The 16,937-nt window shown below is 66.1% G+C and carries 12 protein-coding genes and 1 pseudogene; 3 read left to right on the top strand and 10 right to left on the bottom strand.

Annotated elements, in window-relative coordinates:
- Positions 1-55: 55 nt before the first annotated feature.
- The 6 genes and pseudogenes from ACCQ03_RS07400 to ACCQ03_RS07375 all read right to left on the bottom strand — a co-directional run bounded on the left by ACCQ03_RS07400 (position 56) and on the right by ACCQ03_RS07375 (position 9,404).
- The gene (locus ACCQ03_RS07400; protein ID WP_506185210.1) at positions 56-2,803 is read right to left on the bottom strand and encodes a nitrate reductase; all 2,748 of its coding nucleotides are present in this window, start codon (positions 2,801-2,803) and stop codon (positions 56-58) included.
- 59 nt (positions 2,804-2,862) lie between these two features.
- On the bottom strand, positions 2,863-3,228 hold the full coding sequence (gene nirD / locus ACCQ03_RS07395) for a nitrite reductase small subunit NirD (RefSeq protein ID WP_209226908.1): 366 nt from the start codon (positions 3,226-3,228) through the stop codon (positions 2,863-2,865).
- A pseudogene (gene nirB / locus ACCQ03_RS07390) lies at positions 3,225-5,599 on the bottom strand (nitrite reductase large subunit NirB). Before nirB ends, nirD begins: the two are co-directional and overlap by 4 nt.
- 58 nt (positions 5,600-5,657) lie before the next feature.
- Entirely contained in the window at positions 5,658-6,827 is a 1,170-nt protein-coding gene (locus ACCQ03_RS07385) for a nitrate/nitrite transporter (protein WP_170922331.1), read from the bottom strand.
- Positions 6,828-7,738: 911 nt separating this feature from the next.
- Positions 7,739-8,827, bottom strand: coding sequence for a CmpA/NrtA family ABC transporter substrate-binding protein (locus ACCQ03_RS07380; protein ID WP_209226909.1), 1,089 nt, complete (start codon positions 8,825-8,827; stop codon positions 7,739-7,741).
- A gap of 4 nt (positions 8,828-8,831) precedes the next feature.
- Entirely contained in the window at positions 8,832-9,404 is a 573-nt protein-coding gene (locus ACCQ03_RS07375) for an ANTAR domain-containing response regulator (protein WP_008575394.1), read from the bottom strand.
- An 82-nt stretch (positions 9,405-9,486) separates the two neighbouring features.
- On the opposite strand from ACCQ03_RS07375, the gene ACCQ03_RS07370 reads away from it, so the two are divergent.
- From ACCQ03_RS07370 to ACCQ03_RS07360, 3 genes are all read left to right on the top strand, one after another.
- On the top strand, positions 9,487-10,464 hold the full coding sequence (locus ACCQ03_RS07370) for an NAD(P)-dependent oxidoreductase (protein WP_057687129.1): 978 nt from the start codon (positions 9,487-9,489) through the stop codon (positions 10,462-10,464).
- Between the two features lie 344 nt (positions 10,465-10,808).
- Positions 10,809-12,242 carry a flavin-containing monooxygenase gene (locus tag ACCQ03_RS07365; RefSeq protein WP_209226910.1) on the top strand — a complete coding sequence of 478 codons (1,434 nt, stop codon included), beginning with the start codon at positions 10,809-10,811 and terminating at the stop codon, positions 12,240-12,242.
- Entirely contained in the window at positions 12,235-13,161 is a 927-nt protein-coding gene (locus ACCQ03_RS07360) for an SDR family NAD(P)-dependent oxidoreductase (RefSeq protein ID WP_057659466.1), read from the top strand. Before ACCQ03_RS07365 ends, ACCQ03_RS07360 begins: the two co-directional genes overlap by 8 nt.
- A 111-nt stretch (positions 13,162-13,272) precedes the next feature.
- On the opposite strand, the gene ACCQ03_RS07355 is transcribed toward ACCQ03_RS07360, so the two are convergent.
- The 4 genes from ACCQ03_RS07355 to ACCQ03_RS07340 form a co-directional block, all read right to left on the bottom strand.
- Positions 13,273-14,340 (bottom strand): AraC family transcriptional regulator, encoded by a 1,068-nt coding sequence (locus tag ACCQ03_RS07355; protein ID WP_057659464.1) that lies wholly within the window; start codon positions 14,338-14,340, stop codon positions 13,273-13,275.
- A 230-nt stretch (positions 14,341-14,570) separates the two neighbouring features.
- Positions 14,571-14,933: a hypothetical protein gene (locus ACCQ03_RS07350; RefSeq protein ID WP_057678116.1), complete on the bottom strand. Its 363-nt coding sequence runs from the start codon at positions 14,931-14,933 to the stop codon at positions 14,571-14,573.
- Positions 14,917-15,486, bottom strand: a complete 570-nt coding sequence (gene mobA, locus ACCQ03_RS07345; protein ID WP_209226911.1) for a molybdenum cofactor guanylyltransferase — start codon at positions 15,484-15,486, stop codon at positions 14,917-14,919. Before mobA ends, ACCQ03_RS07350 begins: the two co-directional genes overlap by 17 nt.
- 37 nt (positions 15,487-15,523) lie before the next feature.
- The gene (locus ACCQ03_RS07340; RefSeq protein WP_209226913.1) at positions 15,524-16,798 is read right to left on the bottom strand and encodes a molybdopterin molybdotransferase MoeA; all 1,275 of its coding nucleotides are present in this window, start codon (positions 16,796-16,798) and stop codon (positions 15,524-15,526) included.
- Between the last annotated feature and the right edge of the window lie 139 nt (positions 16,799-16,937).

Raw genomic sequence — 16,937 nt, 5'->3', positions numbered from 1 at the left:
ACATTGGAGATCTCGCTGGGTGTGGAGGGACGGTGCATTCGTAGGACAGGTGCGCTCACGCAAGCCGCGATTGCCGGCACAGCCGAGTTAGTTGCGGCACGCAGGAGCCGCACACGGTGCCGCAGCCCAGGCGTTGCTTGAGCTGCGCAACATCGGCGCCGTCGTCGATGGCCGCGTGGATCGCGGCGGCCGAGACCTGCATGCAGGTGCACACGAACGGGTCGCTGGCTACGCTGTGGGCATGCGCGAACACCGACAGCCGCGCCTCACGCCACGGCTTGCCCGCCAATGCGGTGGCGAGCAACAACCGATCGGCGTCGCTGGGTTGCGCGGCAGTGAGCAGCACGCCGTCGATATGGTGATGCCCGTCTTGCATGCGCCAGCCAACGCGGCGCATCAGCCCGCGGCGCAGGTCGCGGTACTCCAGCACATCCGCACCAGCTGGCAGTTGCAAGGCGGCAATCAGGCGATCCAGCCAGCTGGCATCGGGCGCGCGTTCGCAGGCGGCATGCAGCACGACCCAATCCCCGGCTGCATGGCGCTTGGTGCCGCTCGAGGGCTCGGCATGCAGACGCAGGGATGCATAGCCGCAGTCGCGCAACAGCGGCTGCAACGCCTGCTGAAAGGCGATTGCATCCCCGCGCCGCGCTGCCAGCAGATGCCAGCCGAACGTGGTCTTTTCCACCCGCACCGCCGTGTGTTTGAGCTCGGGCTGTTGCGATCGCGCATCCACTGCCGGCGTGCTGACTTCGTTGATGCCGCCGCTGGACAGGTTTTGCCCGCTCCAGTGCATGGGGGCAAACACCGTGCCCGAGCGCAGCTCATCCGACAGTTCCAGCGGCAGCACCAGCGCGCCGCGCTTGCTTTCGATCTGCACCAGTTCGCCGGCCACCAGCCCACGCCGCTGCGCATCGCCTGGATGCATGCGCAGCGTCGGCTCGGGACTATGCGCGAATGCCGCCGCCACCCGCCCGGTGCGCGACATGCCATGCCACTGGTCGCGCAGGCGTCCGGTGAGCAGCCGCAGCGGGAACCGTGCCGACGTGGACTCGGCCACCTTGCGGTACGGCGTGACGTGGAAGCGCGCACGTCCGTTGGCATGCGCGAATATGCCGTCGGTGTAACGACGCGCCTGCCCTTGCGTATTGCCTGCCGGGAACGGCCATTGCTGCGGCCCATGATCCAGCAGCGCGTAATCCAGACCGCTGATATCCAGGTCGCGGCCAACCGTGAGGGCGCGATGCTCGTCGAAAATCTGCGCAGGGTGGTTGAATGCGAACAGGCCCGGCCCGCTCGCTGGTGCCAGGCGCGCTTCCAGCCGGCGCGCCACTTCGTTGGCAATCCACCAATCCGCACGTGCCTGCCCGGGCGCTTCCACCGCCTTGCGCACGCGGGTGATGCGGCGTTCGGAGTTGGTCACCGTGCCGTCCTTTTCGCCCCAGCTGGCGGCCGGCAACAACACGTCGGCATAGGGCACGGTGTCGGTGCCGGAAAAGGCTTCCTGCACGATCACCACCTCGGCGTTTTCCAGCGCGGCGCGAATCCCGGCGACCTCCGGCATCGAATGCACCGGGTTGGTGCACACGATCCACACCGCCTTGAGCGTGCCCGCGCGCAACCGCTCGAACAACTGCACGGCCGGTGCGCCTGCCGTTGGCGAGAGTCGCCCCGCTGGCACGCCCCACAGCCGTTCCAGTTCGGCGCGGTCGTCGGCATGTGCGATCTCGCGATGCGCCGCCAGCATGGTCGCCATGCCGCCCACCTCGCGCCCGCCCATCGCATTGGGTTGGCCGGTCAACGAAAACGGTCCCGCGCCCGGCTTGCCGATCTGCCCGGTGGCCAGATGCAGGTTGATCAGCGCCAGGTTCTTGTCGGTGCCGTGCACGGACTGATTCAAGCCCATGCAATACAGCGACGACGCTGCAGGGCTGCGCCCGAACCACTCGGCCGCCTGCACCAGATCCTCGTGCGAAATGCCGCAGATCTCGGCACTCATGCGCGGCGTGTATTCGCGCAGCATCCGCTTGAGGGCATCGAATGCTTCCGTGTGTGCCGCCACGAAACGCGCGTCTACCAGGTTCTCCCAGATCAGGTGATGCAACATGCCGTTGAACAAGGCGACGTCGGTGCCGGGTTCGATCGCCAGGTGCAGATCGGCCATGGCCGCCGTGTCGGTATGCCGTGGATCGATCACGATCCAGCGAATGTCGGGGTTGCGCGCGCGTGCCTCCTCCAGCCGGCGGAACAGCACCGGATGCGCATACGCCATGTTGCTGCCGGCAAACAGCACGGTGTGCGCCAGCTCCAGATCGTCGTAACAGGTGGGCGGGCCATCGGCACCCAGCGCAAGCTTGTAGGCGCTCACGGCGCTGGACATGCACAGCCGCGAATTGGTGTCGATGTTGTTGGTACCGAGCAAGCCTTTGGCCAGCTTGTTGAAGACGTAATAGTCTTCGGTCAACAGCTGCCCGGAGAGATAGAACGCCACCGCGTCCGGGCCATGCTCCCGGATGATCGCGGCCAGCTTGTGGGTCACATGGTCCAGTGCCTGCTCCCAACTCACTACGGCACGCGGCGCCTGGCGATGACGGCGTAGCTGCGGTTCGAGCACACGCCCTTGCGTGCTGGCCACCGTCTGCGGCAATGCCAGCCCCTTGCTGCACAGGCGCCCGAAATTGGCCGGGTGCAGCGGGTCGCCTTCGATGCCGACGATGCGTTCGCCATCGGCGTCGTGTTCGCTGTGGATCAGCACACCGCACCCCACCCCGCAGTAGCAGCAGGTCGACCGCGTGATGCGGTGCATCGGTAACGCGGCCTGCGGCTGCGCGGCTTCGTGGGTCGACAGATGCTGCAGGCCTTCGCTCATACGGCGGGCTCGGCAACGGCATCCGGCTCGATCACCGGCTGCAACACGATCCATACCGCATCGGCTTCCACCTTTACCGGGTAACGCGGCGCACAGCCCACATCCGGTGCGCACGCCTGCCCGCTCTGCAGCCCGATGGCCCAGCCATGCAACGGGCAGGTCACGGTGTCGCCGGCCACGAGGCCTTGCGACAGCGGCCCACCCTTGTGCGGGCAGCGGTCGCGTAGCGCGAACACCTGGTCGCTGGTGGTGCGGAAGATGGCAATCGGCGGCAGGCCCTCAACCTCCAGCACGCGCGCGCCCAGTGTCGGCAAGTCCTGCAAGGCGCACACGTGCACCCATGCGTCGTGCGGCATGCTCATTGCTCCACCGTGGCGGTCGGCGCAGCAACGCGCAGCGGTTGGTATTCCTGCCGGCGCTCGCCGGCGATACGCGCCTTCCACGGATCGACCAGACCCTCTAGCGAATACAGCAGGCGCTCGTATAGCGCACGCCGGTTGGCGGCATCGTCCACCACGTGTGCACGGATGTAATCCAGCCCCACCCGCGCGATGTAGTGCACAGTGCGATCCAGGTAATAGGCCTGCTCGCGGTAGAGCTGCAGGAACGCGCCGGTGTATTCGCGCACTTCGTCGGCGGTGGTCACCTTGACCAGGAAGCGCGCCACCTCGGTCTTGATGCCGCCATTGCCGCCGATATGGATTTCCCAACCGGAATCCACCGCGATGATGCCCACGTCCTTGATGCCGGATTCGGCGCAATTGCGCGGGCATCCGGACACCGCGAGCTTCACCTTGTGCGGGCTCCACATGTTGGCGAGCATGGTTTCCAGGTCGATCCCCATCTGCGTGCTGTTCTGCGTACCGAAGCGGCAGAATTCGCTACCGACGCAGGTCTTCACCGTGCGGATCGATTTGCCGTACGCATGGCCGGAGGGCATGCCCAGATCGCGCCACACATCGACCAGGTCTTCTTTCTTGACCCCAAGCAGATCGATGCGTTGGCCGCCGGTCACCTTGACCATGGGCACCGCATACTTGTCGGCGACATCGGCAATCCGGCGCAGCTCGCTGGCGTTGGTCACCCCGCCCTTCATCTGCGGAATCACCGAAAACGTGCCGTCTTTCTGGATATTGGCGTGCGCACGCTCGTTGATGAAACGCGACTGCGGGTCGTCGATGGCCTCACGCGGCCAGGTCGACAGCATGTAGTAGTTGATTGCCGGACGGCAGGTGGCGCAACCGTTGGGCGTGCGCCATTCCATGAAGGCATACGCCTGTGCATGGGTGAGCAGCTTGTGCTCGCGGATGGCGCGGCGCACCTCGCCGTGGCTGAGGTCGGTGCAGGCGCATACCGCCTTGGTTTTGGGGGTTTCCTGAAAGTTGGAGCCCAGGCAATTCATCAGGATCTGCTCGACCAGGCCGGTGCACGAGCCGCAGGAACTGGCCGCCTTGGTGTGCTTTTTCACCTCATCCACGGTGAACAGGCCTTGCTCGCTGATCGCCTTGACGATCGTGCCCTTGCAGACGCCATTGCAGCCGCACACTTCATCGCTGTCGGCCATCGCACTGGCGCGGTCCTGGCCACCGGTGCCGGCATCGCCCAGCGCGCTTTCGCCGAAGATCAGTTGATCGCGCTGCGCCTGGATGGGTGTGCCGTCCTTGAGCAACTTGAAGTACCACCCACCGTCGCTGGTGTCGCCATACAGGCACGCGCCCACCAGGACATCGTCGCGGATGACCAGCTTCTTGTAGACGCCACCGGCCGGGTCGGACAGCACGATTTCTTCGCAGCCATCGCCGCCCATGAAATCACCGGCAGAAAACAGGTCGATGCCGGTGACCTTGAGTTTGGTCGATGCCACCGAACCGCGATAAATGCCGATACCGAACTGCGCCAGATGGTTCGCACACACTTTGGCCTGCTCAAACAACGGCGCCACCAGACCGTAGGCAATGCCGCGATGGTTTGCACACTCGCCCACCGCATACACGCGTGGGTCGAAGCTTTGCAGGCTGTCGTTGACCACGATGCCGCGCGCGTAATGAATCCCCGCCTCTTCGGCAAGACGCGTGTTCGGGCGAATGCCGGCCGCCATTACCACCAGATCGGCCGGAATCTCGCTGCCGTCGGCAAACTTCACCCCGATCACCTCGCCCTGCGCATTGCCCAGCAGCGCACTGGTGGCGGTACTCAGCTTGAAGTGCAGGCCACGCGCGCGCAGGGCTTGTTGCAGCAGGTTGCCGGCCACCGGGTCGAGCTGGCGTTCCAGCAGCCAGCCGGCCAGGTGCACCACGGTGACCTCCATGCCGCGTAGCTTCAGGCCATTGGCCGCCTCCAGGCCGAGCAGCCCACCACCGATCACCACCGCGTGTTGCTTGGTACGCGCGGTATCGATCATGGTGCGCGTGTCCTGGATATCGCGATACCCAATCACCCCTTTCAAATCGTTACCGGGAATCGGCAGCACGAACGGCACCGAGCCGGTGGCGATCAACAGGCGGTCGTACTCGGCTTCGGTACCGTCGGCCGCAATCACGCGGCGGCGCACGCGGTCGATGCGCGTGACCTCCTTGTTCACATGCAGGTGGATGCCGTTGTCGTGATACCACTGCAACGGATTGAGCACGATGTCGTCGAAGTCCTGCTCGCCGGCTCGGCGCCGAACACGGTGATGTGGTACATGCCCGGCATCAGCTTGAGCAGTTCTTCCACGGTGCGGATACCGGCCATGCCATTGCCGATGACGACGAGTCTGGGTTGCTTCATTGCCTGGGCTCCTGTCGACATATCAGACGCGCGCCGCGCCAGCGGCGGTCCATTCGCTGCGCCACTGCGCCTTCACGCCGGCCAGCAACGCCCAACCGCCAAGCGCGAATGCAGCGAACAACCACATGCCGATCGCGTAGCTGCCGGTGTGCTGCTTGAGCACGCCCAGCCCTGCGGCAAGCGCAAATCCACCGATGCCGCCTGCCATGCCGATCAGGCCGGTCATCACGCCGATGTCCTGACCGAAGCGCTGCGGCACCAGTTGGAAGACCGCGCCATTGCCGGCGCCCAGGCACAACAAGGTCAGCACGAACAGCGCCAACGTGATCGTGGCGCCGCCCGCACCAAATCCGGCGATGCCCACCAGCGCGGCGACCAGCAGATACACCGCCAGCAAGGCGCGCGTACCGCCGAGGCGGTCGGCAATCACGCCACCGAGCGGGCGCATCACCGAGCCCGCCAGTACGCACGCTGCGGTCGCCCAGCCCGCGGTACGCGCATCGAAATCGAACTGGTCGTGGAAGTAACCAGGCAGTGCGCTGGCAAAGCCGGAGAAACCACCGAAGGTGATCGCGTAGAAACACATGAAGCGCCACGCATCGCGGTTGCCCACCAGCACCCGGCCGTAGTCGGACCACTGCTTGCGCGCCACCGGCGCCGGCGCCTCCTTGGCGATGGTTGCGAACACGATCAGCGTCAGCACCAAAGGAATGCACGCCAGCCCGAACACGTTCTGATAGCCGAAAGCGGCCGCCAGCATCGGGGCGAACAACGCCGCCAGCACCGTGCCGGAATTACCCGCACCGGCAATGCCCATCGCGGTGCCCTGATGTTCGGGCGGATACCAGCGCGATGCCAGCGGCAATGCCACCGCGAAGGAGGCGCCGGCAATCCCCAACAGCACGCCCAGCAACAGCACCTGCCCCATGCTGTGCACGCCCAGTTGCCATGCACCGAACAGTGCTGCGATCACCGCCAGCTGCGCGACCATGCCGGCGCGCTTGGCGCCGATACGGTCGGCGAACATGCCCAGTACCAGGCGCAACACGGCGCCGCACAGGATAGGCACTGCCACCATCAAGGCACGCTGCTGCGTATCCAGCCCCAGCGATTGCGCGATCGGCACCTGCAGCGGACCGAGCAGATACCACACCATGAAGCTCAGGTCGAAATACAGGAAAGATGCGAACAACGTGGGCGTATGCCCTGATCGCCAGAACGAGCGCTGCATAGAGACCTCTTCGAGTGCGATGGCCAAAAAAACGGCGCCCTCCGGTAAACCGGAAGGACGCCGTTGTCCTGGATGCGTGCGGCTCGCCGTTGAGCCGCTGGCATCGTCTGCATGTTGTTGCAGGCACGCCGTTGTACCTGCATGTGCGTCCTACGCAATCACCGTGCCAACTTGTTCACCGCACCCTCGTCGCGCTGCAAGTGCTTGAGAAATCAAGGGTTGGCGGCTGACTGCGGGCATCGTGCGCGATACTTGGTCGCCGCTGGCGCAGCTCACCATTCCCGGCTTTCGTGCAGCATTGCACCAACAACGTGCGTTACTCGCGGGCGCGATCGACAGACAGTCCTGCGACACGCCATCCCTCCACGCGCGATCCATGACGCCAGGCCGGCGCATTGCGCGTCAGCAACCTAGATGGCGTTACTGGGTGCAGTCGAAGGCATTGGCACGAATGCCTGGATCAAATGCCTGCCCGACGGAGCGAACGGTGCCCGCACCGCTCGCAGGACACGCCGCAAGTACGTCCGTGCAGGCTCGAAGTCGGAATCCATGCCGCCAACGGTCCCGCAAGCTGCGAGGGCACCGAACCAGACAATTGGCTGGCAGTTTGTCGAAGAGCGAGGAAACCGCGTCGCGCGGCTTGCTGTTTGCTCTGTTTGCACCTAGCGCACCGACCATCTCGACTGGCCCTTCCCCGCCCACCGTGGCGGGACCTTATGCGGCATGGATGCCGCGTGAGAGCTTCGCAGCGTGTTCCGTGATGATGGTCTGGCAAGAGCCCTGCCAGCCACACCGCACACCAACCGCTCTCTAAGCAGTCCCATAGGCCCTCCGACCCTCAACGCAGAGTGCAACACGCCTGATCCATCGCTTTACGGCGTATCGAACAACCGATTGCTGCGATGATCGCTGTCCGGCGCGGCGACCCCCACAGATGCGGCGGCACGCCGATAGTTGTCGAGTCGGTGGATATCGCCGAGCCGGGCGATGTCGTCGTCCTGAACGTCATGCCACCCCCAGCGCTGGAACTGGCCCAGGAACCACTCGCCGTCCGATAGCCACGGCATATTCACCACCCCGCCGCGGTGGAAAGCCAGCGCAGTCGCATCAACGGCGGCAGCGTCGTGACCAACATGCGACTCAGCCTCGGGATGCGCCCCCAGACACACCGCCAGATGCGTCGCCGGCACCCCGATATGCTGCGGCTCGGCCAGCCACTGTGCGCATTGCGCGCGATTGGCTGGCGCCGCGTCCAGCCAACGACAGGCCTCCAGCATGCAAGCGGTCAAGCGCTCGCTCAATTCCGGCTGCAGCGCTGCGAATTCACGGCGGCAGGCGAGCACTTTTTCCGGATGACCGGGCCACAACTCGCCGCTGCGGATCACACGCCGCCCCGTGCCCTGCGCGTCGGCCACCGCCGCCCACGGCTCGCCAGAGCAATAGCCGTCGACCAATCCGCTGGCCAGCGCCTCTGGCATCTGCGGTGGCGGAATGCTGAGCACATCCACATCGCCGATCGGGTCTACCCCGCCTGCAGCCAGCCAGTAATACAGCCACAGGGCATGCGTACCGGTCGGAAAGGTCTGCGCGAACACCGCACGCCGCCCCAATCCTGCCAATGCCTGTGGCAGCGTGCGGCCAGCCGCCAACGCGTGCGCGAGTGCAGGCGCCAGCGTGATCGCCTGGCCGTTGTGATTGAGCGTCATCAGCAACGCCATCGGGCATTGCGGCCCGGCGATGCCCAGCTCGATCGCATACACCAGACTGGCCAGGGCGTGCGCGGCTTCCACCTCACCGGCCAACAAGCGGTCGCGCACGCCGGCCCAGGATGCTTGTCGTTGCAAGTCCAGCTGCAGGCCATGTTGATGGTCCAGACCCAGGCGTTGCGCAGCGACCAGGGGCGCGCAGTCGATCAATGGCAGATAGGCCACGCGCACGACGGGATATTCGGCTTGACTCATAGATTCACCCCAACAACTCGGCCATTGCCACGATGCGGCGCGCCACTTCGGCCAGCTTGACGCCCTGCTTCATTGCCTGCTGGCGTAATGCCGCATAGGCATCGGCCTCGCTCAGGCCACGTTTTTCCATCAGCAAGCCCTTCGCGCGGTCGATCTGCTTGCGGTCCTGCAGCGCCTGCTGGACCTCATCCAGGCGCTTGCGCATGCTGCTTTCCTGCGCAAAACGGGCCAGCGCCACCTGCACGATCGGCGCCAACCGCGCGGGCGCCAAGCCATCCACCACATACGCCGTCACGCCCGCGCCGACCGCGGCATGGATCAACGCATCGTCGCCGTCGCCGGAAAACATCACCACCGGCCGCGGCGCGTGCGCATGCAACATCGACAGCTGCTCCAAGGTGTCGCGGGAAGGCGAATCCACGTCGATCACCACCACATCCGGCTGCTGGCGTTGCACGGCATGCAGCAACGCGCTGACCGAGGCCACGTCATCGAGCACCGTGTAGCCGGCGCGCGTCAGGGCCTGGCGCAGTTCGCCGATGGGCTTTTCGGTATCGTTGACCAGCAAGACACGCATTGACAGCTGCGAGGCATGGACGTGGCCTGATGGTGCCATGCAACATGGCGTTGGTGCGAGCCATCTTTTCGGAGTGTGTCCAATGCCGTTGTTTCCGCTGTTCGCCAACCTGCAGGGGCGTGCCGTGCTGGTCATCGGTGGCGGCGAAGTCGCCACACGCAAGGTGCTGGCGCTGCTGAAGGCGCAGGCGCACATCCGGCTGTATGCGCATGCGCTTTCGCCCGAACTTGCCCAGTTGCTGCAAGCCGGGCGCTTCGAGCAGATGACAGGCGAGTTCGATCCCGGCTGGATCGACACCGTGTGGCTGGTCGTCGCCGCCACCGATGATGTGGATTTGAATCGACGCGTCGCCGCAGCGGCCGGCGCACGCCAGCGTCTGGTCAATGTCGTGGACGATGCCGAGCTCTCCACCTACCAAGTGCCGGCCATTGTCGACCGCGATCCGCTGGTGATTGCGATTTCGTCGGCGGGCGCGGCGCCGATGCTGGCGCGCCGACTACGCGAGCGACTGGAGCGCGAACTGCATGCGTCGGTGGGTACGCTGGCGGCCTTGTTCGCCCGGCACCGCGAGCGCATTCGTCAGCAGTTGCCGGACATGAACCGGCGGCGGCGGTGGTTCGACCAGGTGATCGACGGGAAGGTGCCGCAATTGCTGCAGGCCGGCGATACCGTCGCCGCCGAAGCCGCCTTTGCCGCCGCGTTGGATGCGGTGGACAGCGTTCCGGCGCGCGGCAGCGTGCAATGGGTTGGTGCCGGTCCGGGCGATCCGGGCCTGCTCACGCTCAATGCCTTGCGTGCCCTGAACCTGGCCGACGTACTGCTGCTGGCGTCGGACGTGCCCGCCGAGGTGGTGGAACTGGCGCGCCGGGATGCGCAACGGTGCGGCTGGCCGGAGACGCCGGGCGCGCAGCAGGCCATCGTAGTGGAGCTGGTCGGCGCCGGTCTGCAGGTCGTGGTCTTGCGCGTGGGCAGCGGCGATGCCATCCCGGCGGAGCTGGAAGCTGCCCTGCACGCGCAGGGCATCCTGTCGGTGCGGGTTCCGGGGTTGCCGCTCCATTAGGTTTTTCCAAGCGCGTTGCCGGGTTCGACGCGCGCCACTGCGCACCGCATGCCAGCAACGCTCGGCGCGCGGTGTCCTGCTGCCAAGGCGTGCGTTCGCCATACCGATTGCCGGAGTGCCCGCCCCTAGCATCGGCGGGAAATGATGCCGGCTGCCGCGCAATAGCGCTCGACTGCCACCCGCCAGCGCATGTCATCGGCACCGCATCACGGCGCGTAGGAAGGCAGGCAACAGCTGCCCAGCTTGGCCGGTTTCACCCCCCGCCTGGCCGAAAACGTCCCCAGCATGGCGCGCTGGTCCGCCTACAGTCGAGCACGTCATCCCGGTTCGGACATCGCCACGCCATGCAGACGCCTTCGCCGTCCCAGACGTTCCCGCTCGACCGCAGCGATGCGGTCTGCATCATCGGTGCCGGCCCGGGTGGGCTCAGTGCGGCACGTGCGCTCAAGGCGCAGGGGCTGGACTACGACCAGTTCGAACGCCACGGCGACCTGGGCGGGATATGGGACGCCAGCAACCCCGGCTCGCCGATCTACGACTCCACCCATTTCATTTCATCGCGCGATCTATCGGCCTTCATCGGCCATCCCATGCCGCGCCATTACCCCGACTACCCGCCGCATCGGCAGATCCTGGCCTACCTGCGCAGCTTCGCCGAGATATTTTGGCTGCGCGAGAAGATCCAGTTCGACACGGCAGTGCTGCGCATCCACAAACAGGCGGACGAGCGCTGGCAGGTGGACTTGGCCGATGGCTCGCAGCGCATCTACGCTGCAGTGATCTGTGCATCGGGCGTCAACTGGGACCCCAGCATGCCGCAGTTGCCCGGCCACTTCGATGGCGAACTCCGCCACTCGGTAAGTTTCCGGCATGGCGACGAATTTCGTGGCAAGCGCGTGCTGGTGCTGGGCGCCGGCAACTCCGGCGCGGACATCGCCTGCGAGGCGGCCATGCATGCGCAGCGCGCCTTTCTCAGCGTGCGCCGTGGCTATCACTTCATTCCCAAGCACTTGATGGGGATTCCGGTCGACCAGATCGCCGAGACCGGCCCGCACCTGCCGTTATGGCTGGCGCGCCCGATCTTCTCGGCGCTGCTGCGCCTGGTCAACGGCGATCTGACCAAGCTGGGGTTGCCCAAGCCGGACCACCGTTTGTTCGAGAGTCACCCGTTGCTCAACGCCCAGCTGCTGCACCATCTGCAGCACGGCAACATCGCTGTCAAACCCGATATCGAGCGACTGGACGGCAGGCACGTGGTGTTCAAGGACGGCAGCCGCGAGCAGATCGACCTGCTGCTCTGCGCCACTGGCTACCGCTGGAGCTGCCCGTACGCCAGCGCGTATTTCCTCTGGAACGGCGGACGCCCGCAGATGTACCTGTCGATGTTCAACCGCACGCATCGCAACCTGTTCGGGATCGGCTACCTGGAAACCAATTCCAGCGCGTACAAGCTGTTCGACACCCAGGCCCACATGATCGCGTCCTACCTGACCGCGCAACGCCGCGATCCGGCCAGCGCACGCCGATTCGATGCGTTGATCGAAAACGATACGCCGGACCTGTCCGGCGGCATCCGTTTCGTGGCATCGCAGCGCCACGCCGTCTACATCGAGGCGCATGCATTCAAACGCTATCTGCAGCAGCTGCGCAGACAACTGGGCTGGGGCGAGCTGGGCGAACACATGTACGACGCGCTCAAGCTCGACGCCAGTGGCGATCCACGCATGCGCACTACCTCCACCGCACGGCTGGCCGATAGCGAGGTTGCCCATGGCTAGGCCGCAGGATCTGCGCGGCTGGCATGCGGTGATCACCGGCGGCGCCGGCGGACTGGGACGCGCGATCGCCGCGCGCCTGATACAGCGCGGCGTACGTTGCCTGTTGGTGGATATCGATGCCGATGCACTGGCACGTGCGGTGCAGGCGCTGGGTCCATTGGCATGCGCGCAGGTCGCCGACCTGACCGACTCCGCTTCGCGCGACCGGCTCGCAGAGCGACTCGACACGGACTGGGGGCAATTGCAGATACTGGTGAACAACGCCGGCATCGTCGGCACCACGCCGTTCGAAAAGCGCACGCCCGAGTCGATCCGCGGCGAACTGGAGTTGAACCTGCTGGCGCCGTTGTTGCTGACGCACCGGTTACTGCCGCTACTGCAGCGCGCTGGCGACGGGCGCGTGGTGAACATCGTCTCGCTGGGCGGCATGTTCCCGTTGCCCGAGTCGACGGTCTATTCGGCCAGCAAGTTCGGTCTGCGCGGTGCCATGCTCTGCCTGGGACCGGATGGCGTACGCCTGGGCATTCGCGTCTCCATCGTCAACCCGTCGGCCACCGACACCCCGATGCTGATGCGCGAGGCCCTCCACGGCGGCAACAAGCTACAGTTCATGGATCGGCCGCAACAGCCTGACGAAGTCGCACTGCAGGTGCTGCGCTGCCTGGATGCGCCGTGCCTGGAGCGCTTCGTGCGCCCCAGCGAGTCGTGGACGGTGCGGCTGGCCATGTTGCTGCCCAACCTGCTGACGCGCGCCCTGCCGCTGTTCGCGCGCAGCGCCGAGCGCGGGCATCGCACCTATCTTGCATCGCTGCAGCAACGCGGCCTGATTCGCCCATGCCAGGATGGCTGGGAAGTGGTGCCGCCTGATCAATGCGCAGACCCGCCCATTCCGGTGCAAGCGAACGCGCGACGCATCTGATTGTCACCACTTCCGTTGCCGGCATGTGGCGGAGCACTGCTGGCGGATTCCGAAGCTCCCATAGGACGCCAGCACGCATGTCGTCCCGACTCCCCGCCCGCCTTGATCAGCTCATCGCGACCCGCGCGCCTGTCCGGGCGCTTGACCAGCCCAGCGTTGAAAGGCGCGCCGAAACGCCCGTGCATCGGCGTATCCCACCGCATGCGCCACCTCGGCCACGGTCATCTGCGAATTGCGCAGCAGATCCTGCGCGCGTTCGTAGCGGGCGGCATCGCGCAGCGCCCGGTAGCCGACCTGCTGCGCGCCGAGCCGGCGCCGCAGCGTGCGCTCGCTGCAATTGGCCTGGCGCGCAAGCTCCGGCTGCCGCGGCGCACGCTCGGCATCGCTGCGCAGCCGCAATGCGATCGATTCGACCAATTCATTGCGCGACGGCGGCCGCTGGATCAGCGTCTCCAATTGTTGCCGCAACAGCCCGCAGGTGGTGCGGTCGTAGCCCGGCAGCCGCGCGGCCAACCACTTGGCATCGAGCGTCATCCGGTTCCTGCCGGCAGCAAAACGCACCGGGCAGCGGAAAAAGCGCGTGTAGATCTCCAGCGGGGCCGATCGCGCGAAGGCCAGTTCCACCGCGCGCGGTCGGATGTCCGGACCCAGCATGCAGCGACTGACATTGAGGGCGCCGGCAAAGGCTTCCTCGATGAGATAGGGCTCGATCTCCAGATCGAACACATGCGGCACCAGTTCGATGGACGCTTCGCGCCCCTGTTGCGCAAATACGTGCTGCATCATCGCCCCGGCTTCGTGCTGATGGCTCAGCCCATAGCCGATCGCTTCGCCGAAGGTTTCGCAGGTGAGCATGGCCAGCCCGGTCAGGCCCCAGGACACCGGCCGTTGCCGCATGCCGGCCGCCAAGCCCATCGCCGGCTCGTCCAGCAGCCGGCGCGCGCGCAGGATCAGCGCACGTACCTGCTGGTAGGACAGCAGCAGGTCGCGGTCGGTGAATCCCAGCCCCTTGCACAGCCGCCCCGGCGGATGCCCGCGATCTTCGACCAGGCCCAGCAGCGAGCGCACCGTGTTGGGAACGATATTGGCGATGCGGCGATCATTGGCCGGCGCCTGATCTGCCTGGCGGCTGGCCAAGGACGCCTGCCTGCGTATTGCCGAATCCACTGCACGCGGCATGCTCAGCCACCTGCCAACGCGTGACGACAGCCAACGCGGCCGCGCGGCGCAGTGCTGCCGGCAAGATCGGCACCAGACACGCGCCTGGCGGATGCAGAGGCCGGCCGGGTTTGAACGTCCTGCATGCGCCATCTCCTCGCGGCAATGCGGGCTCGACCGCTCGGCAGCAGCTTAGCGCACCCAGTGCCGCGCGAGCCTGCTCTGAACGCGCACCGCCATCGACAGCGGACTCAGTCGCGCGGCAGGCGCTTGCGCGCGCTATCGCGCACATCCACGTCGAAGGTGACTTGCAAGGCCATCGCCTCGGCGTGCCCGGCGCCCGCATCGAAACTGAACTTAAGACCATCGCGGCGCGGTAACTGCCGTGCATGTTCCTCCAGCGCATCGCGCGGGATCGCCAACTGCCAATGATCGGTGGCGCAATTGCAGGCCGCATGGCCACCGGTGAGGCTGACGCTATGACGGACCAGCCGTGCGCCCTGCCCGCTGGGCAAGCGACTGAGATTGTCGACGCTGCGGCCGGCCAGCAGGCTGGCCAGCTCGTCCTCGTCGATACGAAACCGCAGATGTTGGCCTTCAATCTGGATTTTCATGGATCAGCCGGCTCCATTGCTCGGGCGTATTGCAATTGACGAACTCAGCGCGTTCGCTGGCGGTGACAGTCACGCGATGGCACTGCAGTGAATGCTGCAAGGCGCGCAGCGAGCGTGACGATGCAGCGCCTGCCATCAACACCGTCAACGCCTCGCGCACGCTGGCATCCAGGCGCAGGCACATCGGCAGCATCTGGTCCTCGAAGGCCACACAGCGGAACTGCGTAGGCCTCAGCAGCTTGGCCAGCAACGCAGCCGGCAACAGCGGCATATCCACCGGCACCACCACCAGCGTGGTCGCATCGGCCACGCCTGCGATCACGCTTGCCAGCCCGCCGAGCGGGCCGAGCTCGGGCTGGACATCGGCAATGCCGGCGTATTCGGGCCGGTTGCCGCTGACCACCACGTGTTGCGCACCGGCCTGTCGCAGCAGCGCCTGCATCTGTTCCAGCAACGGACGCCCATGCCAGGGCAGCAACGCCTTGTCCTGCCCCATGCGTGAGGAACGTCCACCGGCCAGCACCACGCCCGTCCACGGCTGCTGCAGCGTCATGCAACAGCCCCAGGATGGATGGCACGCACCGGCAGGTTCATGGCGCGATGGCCGGCGCGGCCGGTTGCAGATGGCCCAAGCCGAACACCTCGGCATGCGTGCTCGCTGCTGCTCCTTCCTCCTGCGGCTCCAGCACTGCCCAGACGTTGGCCTGCAGCAACGGTGCCACGCGAAAGGACTCCTGCTGCGGCAGGATCTGCACCGACAACTGCCCGGCCGCGCTGCACAGCAGGCGTGCCCGCAGATGCTGCCGCCAGATCGGCCGGGCCTGCATCGGCGCTTCTAATGCGACGCGCAAGCCATGCTCAACCGGCATGCCCAACAGACCGCGCAATGCGGGCTCGACGAAAAATCGCAGCCCGGCCGCACTGGCCATCGGGTTGCCGGGCAAGCCCACATACAGCGCGCCATCACCAAAGCGTGCAAGCAGTATCGGTTTGCCCGGTCGCACCGCAACCTTATGAAACAGCACGTCGGCAGCATGACGTGCCAACGCATCCGGGATGAAATCGTAGCGACCACGCGAAACCGCGCCGGTACTCAGGATGAGATCGGCACCGGCATGGCGGGCCTGTGCCAGTGCCGCATCGAACGCAACATCGTCGTCGCTCACCTGCCCGTGCCACACGACCTCGGCACCGGCGGCATGCAACTGAGCCAACAGATAGCTGCTGGTGCCATCGCGGATCTGGCCCGGCAGCAGGGGTTGTGCGGGGTCGCCGATCAACTCGCGTCCAGTGGCGATCAAGGCCACGCGCGGCTGCCGCACCACGTGTACTCGCGCGCAGCCCAGGCCGGCGAGCAGCATCAGGTGCGCACCGCGCAGCACGGTGCCGGCGTCGATCACGCGATCGTGCAAGCGCACGTCTTCGCCGCGACGACGGATGTGCTGGCCCGCACGCACCGGCTGGCGCAGGCGGATGCGGCAGGGGCGCTCGCCGTCGTGTTCGAGGATCTGCACTTGCTCGATCGGCACCACCGCATCGGCACCCGGCGGCACGCCAGCGCCGGTCATGATTTCCCAGGCCGCACCGCTCGCGGCCGCACCGGCGTCCTGCCCTGCCGCCACGGTGCCGCTCACCACGTACTCGCTGTCTGCCAACGCACCCATCCGCGCGGTCGCCAGTGCAAACCCATCCATTGCGCTGTTGTCGAAGGGCGGCAGCTCTGCCTGGCTCGACAAGGCGTCGGCGAGCACACGTCCCTCGGCATCGGCGCTTGCCACCCACTCGCTGGCGAGGGTTGCGACGTGCGCGTGGACCAGCGCGATTGCTTCGGCATAGCTGATCATGTGCAGGACAGTGCCGACCAATGGATGACCCGGCTAGGATACCGGCCCCTGGCGCAGCAGGTACAGGCGTGGCTAATGCAGCGCCGTCGTGGATCTAGCGATCGTGGCGTGCATCACGGGGCACCACGCTTGAAGCTGCTCGAACGGTACGCAGACAGTG

The organism is Xanthomonas sp. NCPPB 3569 (assembly GCF_041475645.2).
Lineage (GTDB): Bacteria > Pseudomonadota > Gammaproteobacteria > Xanthomonadales > Xanthomonadaceae > Xanthomonas > Xanthomonas phaseoli.
This window is presented reverse-complemented; position numbering and strand designations above follow the sequence as displayed.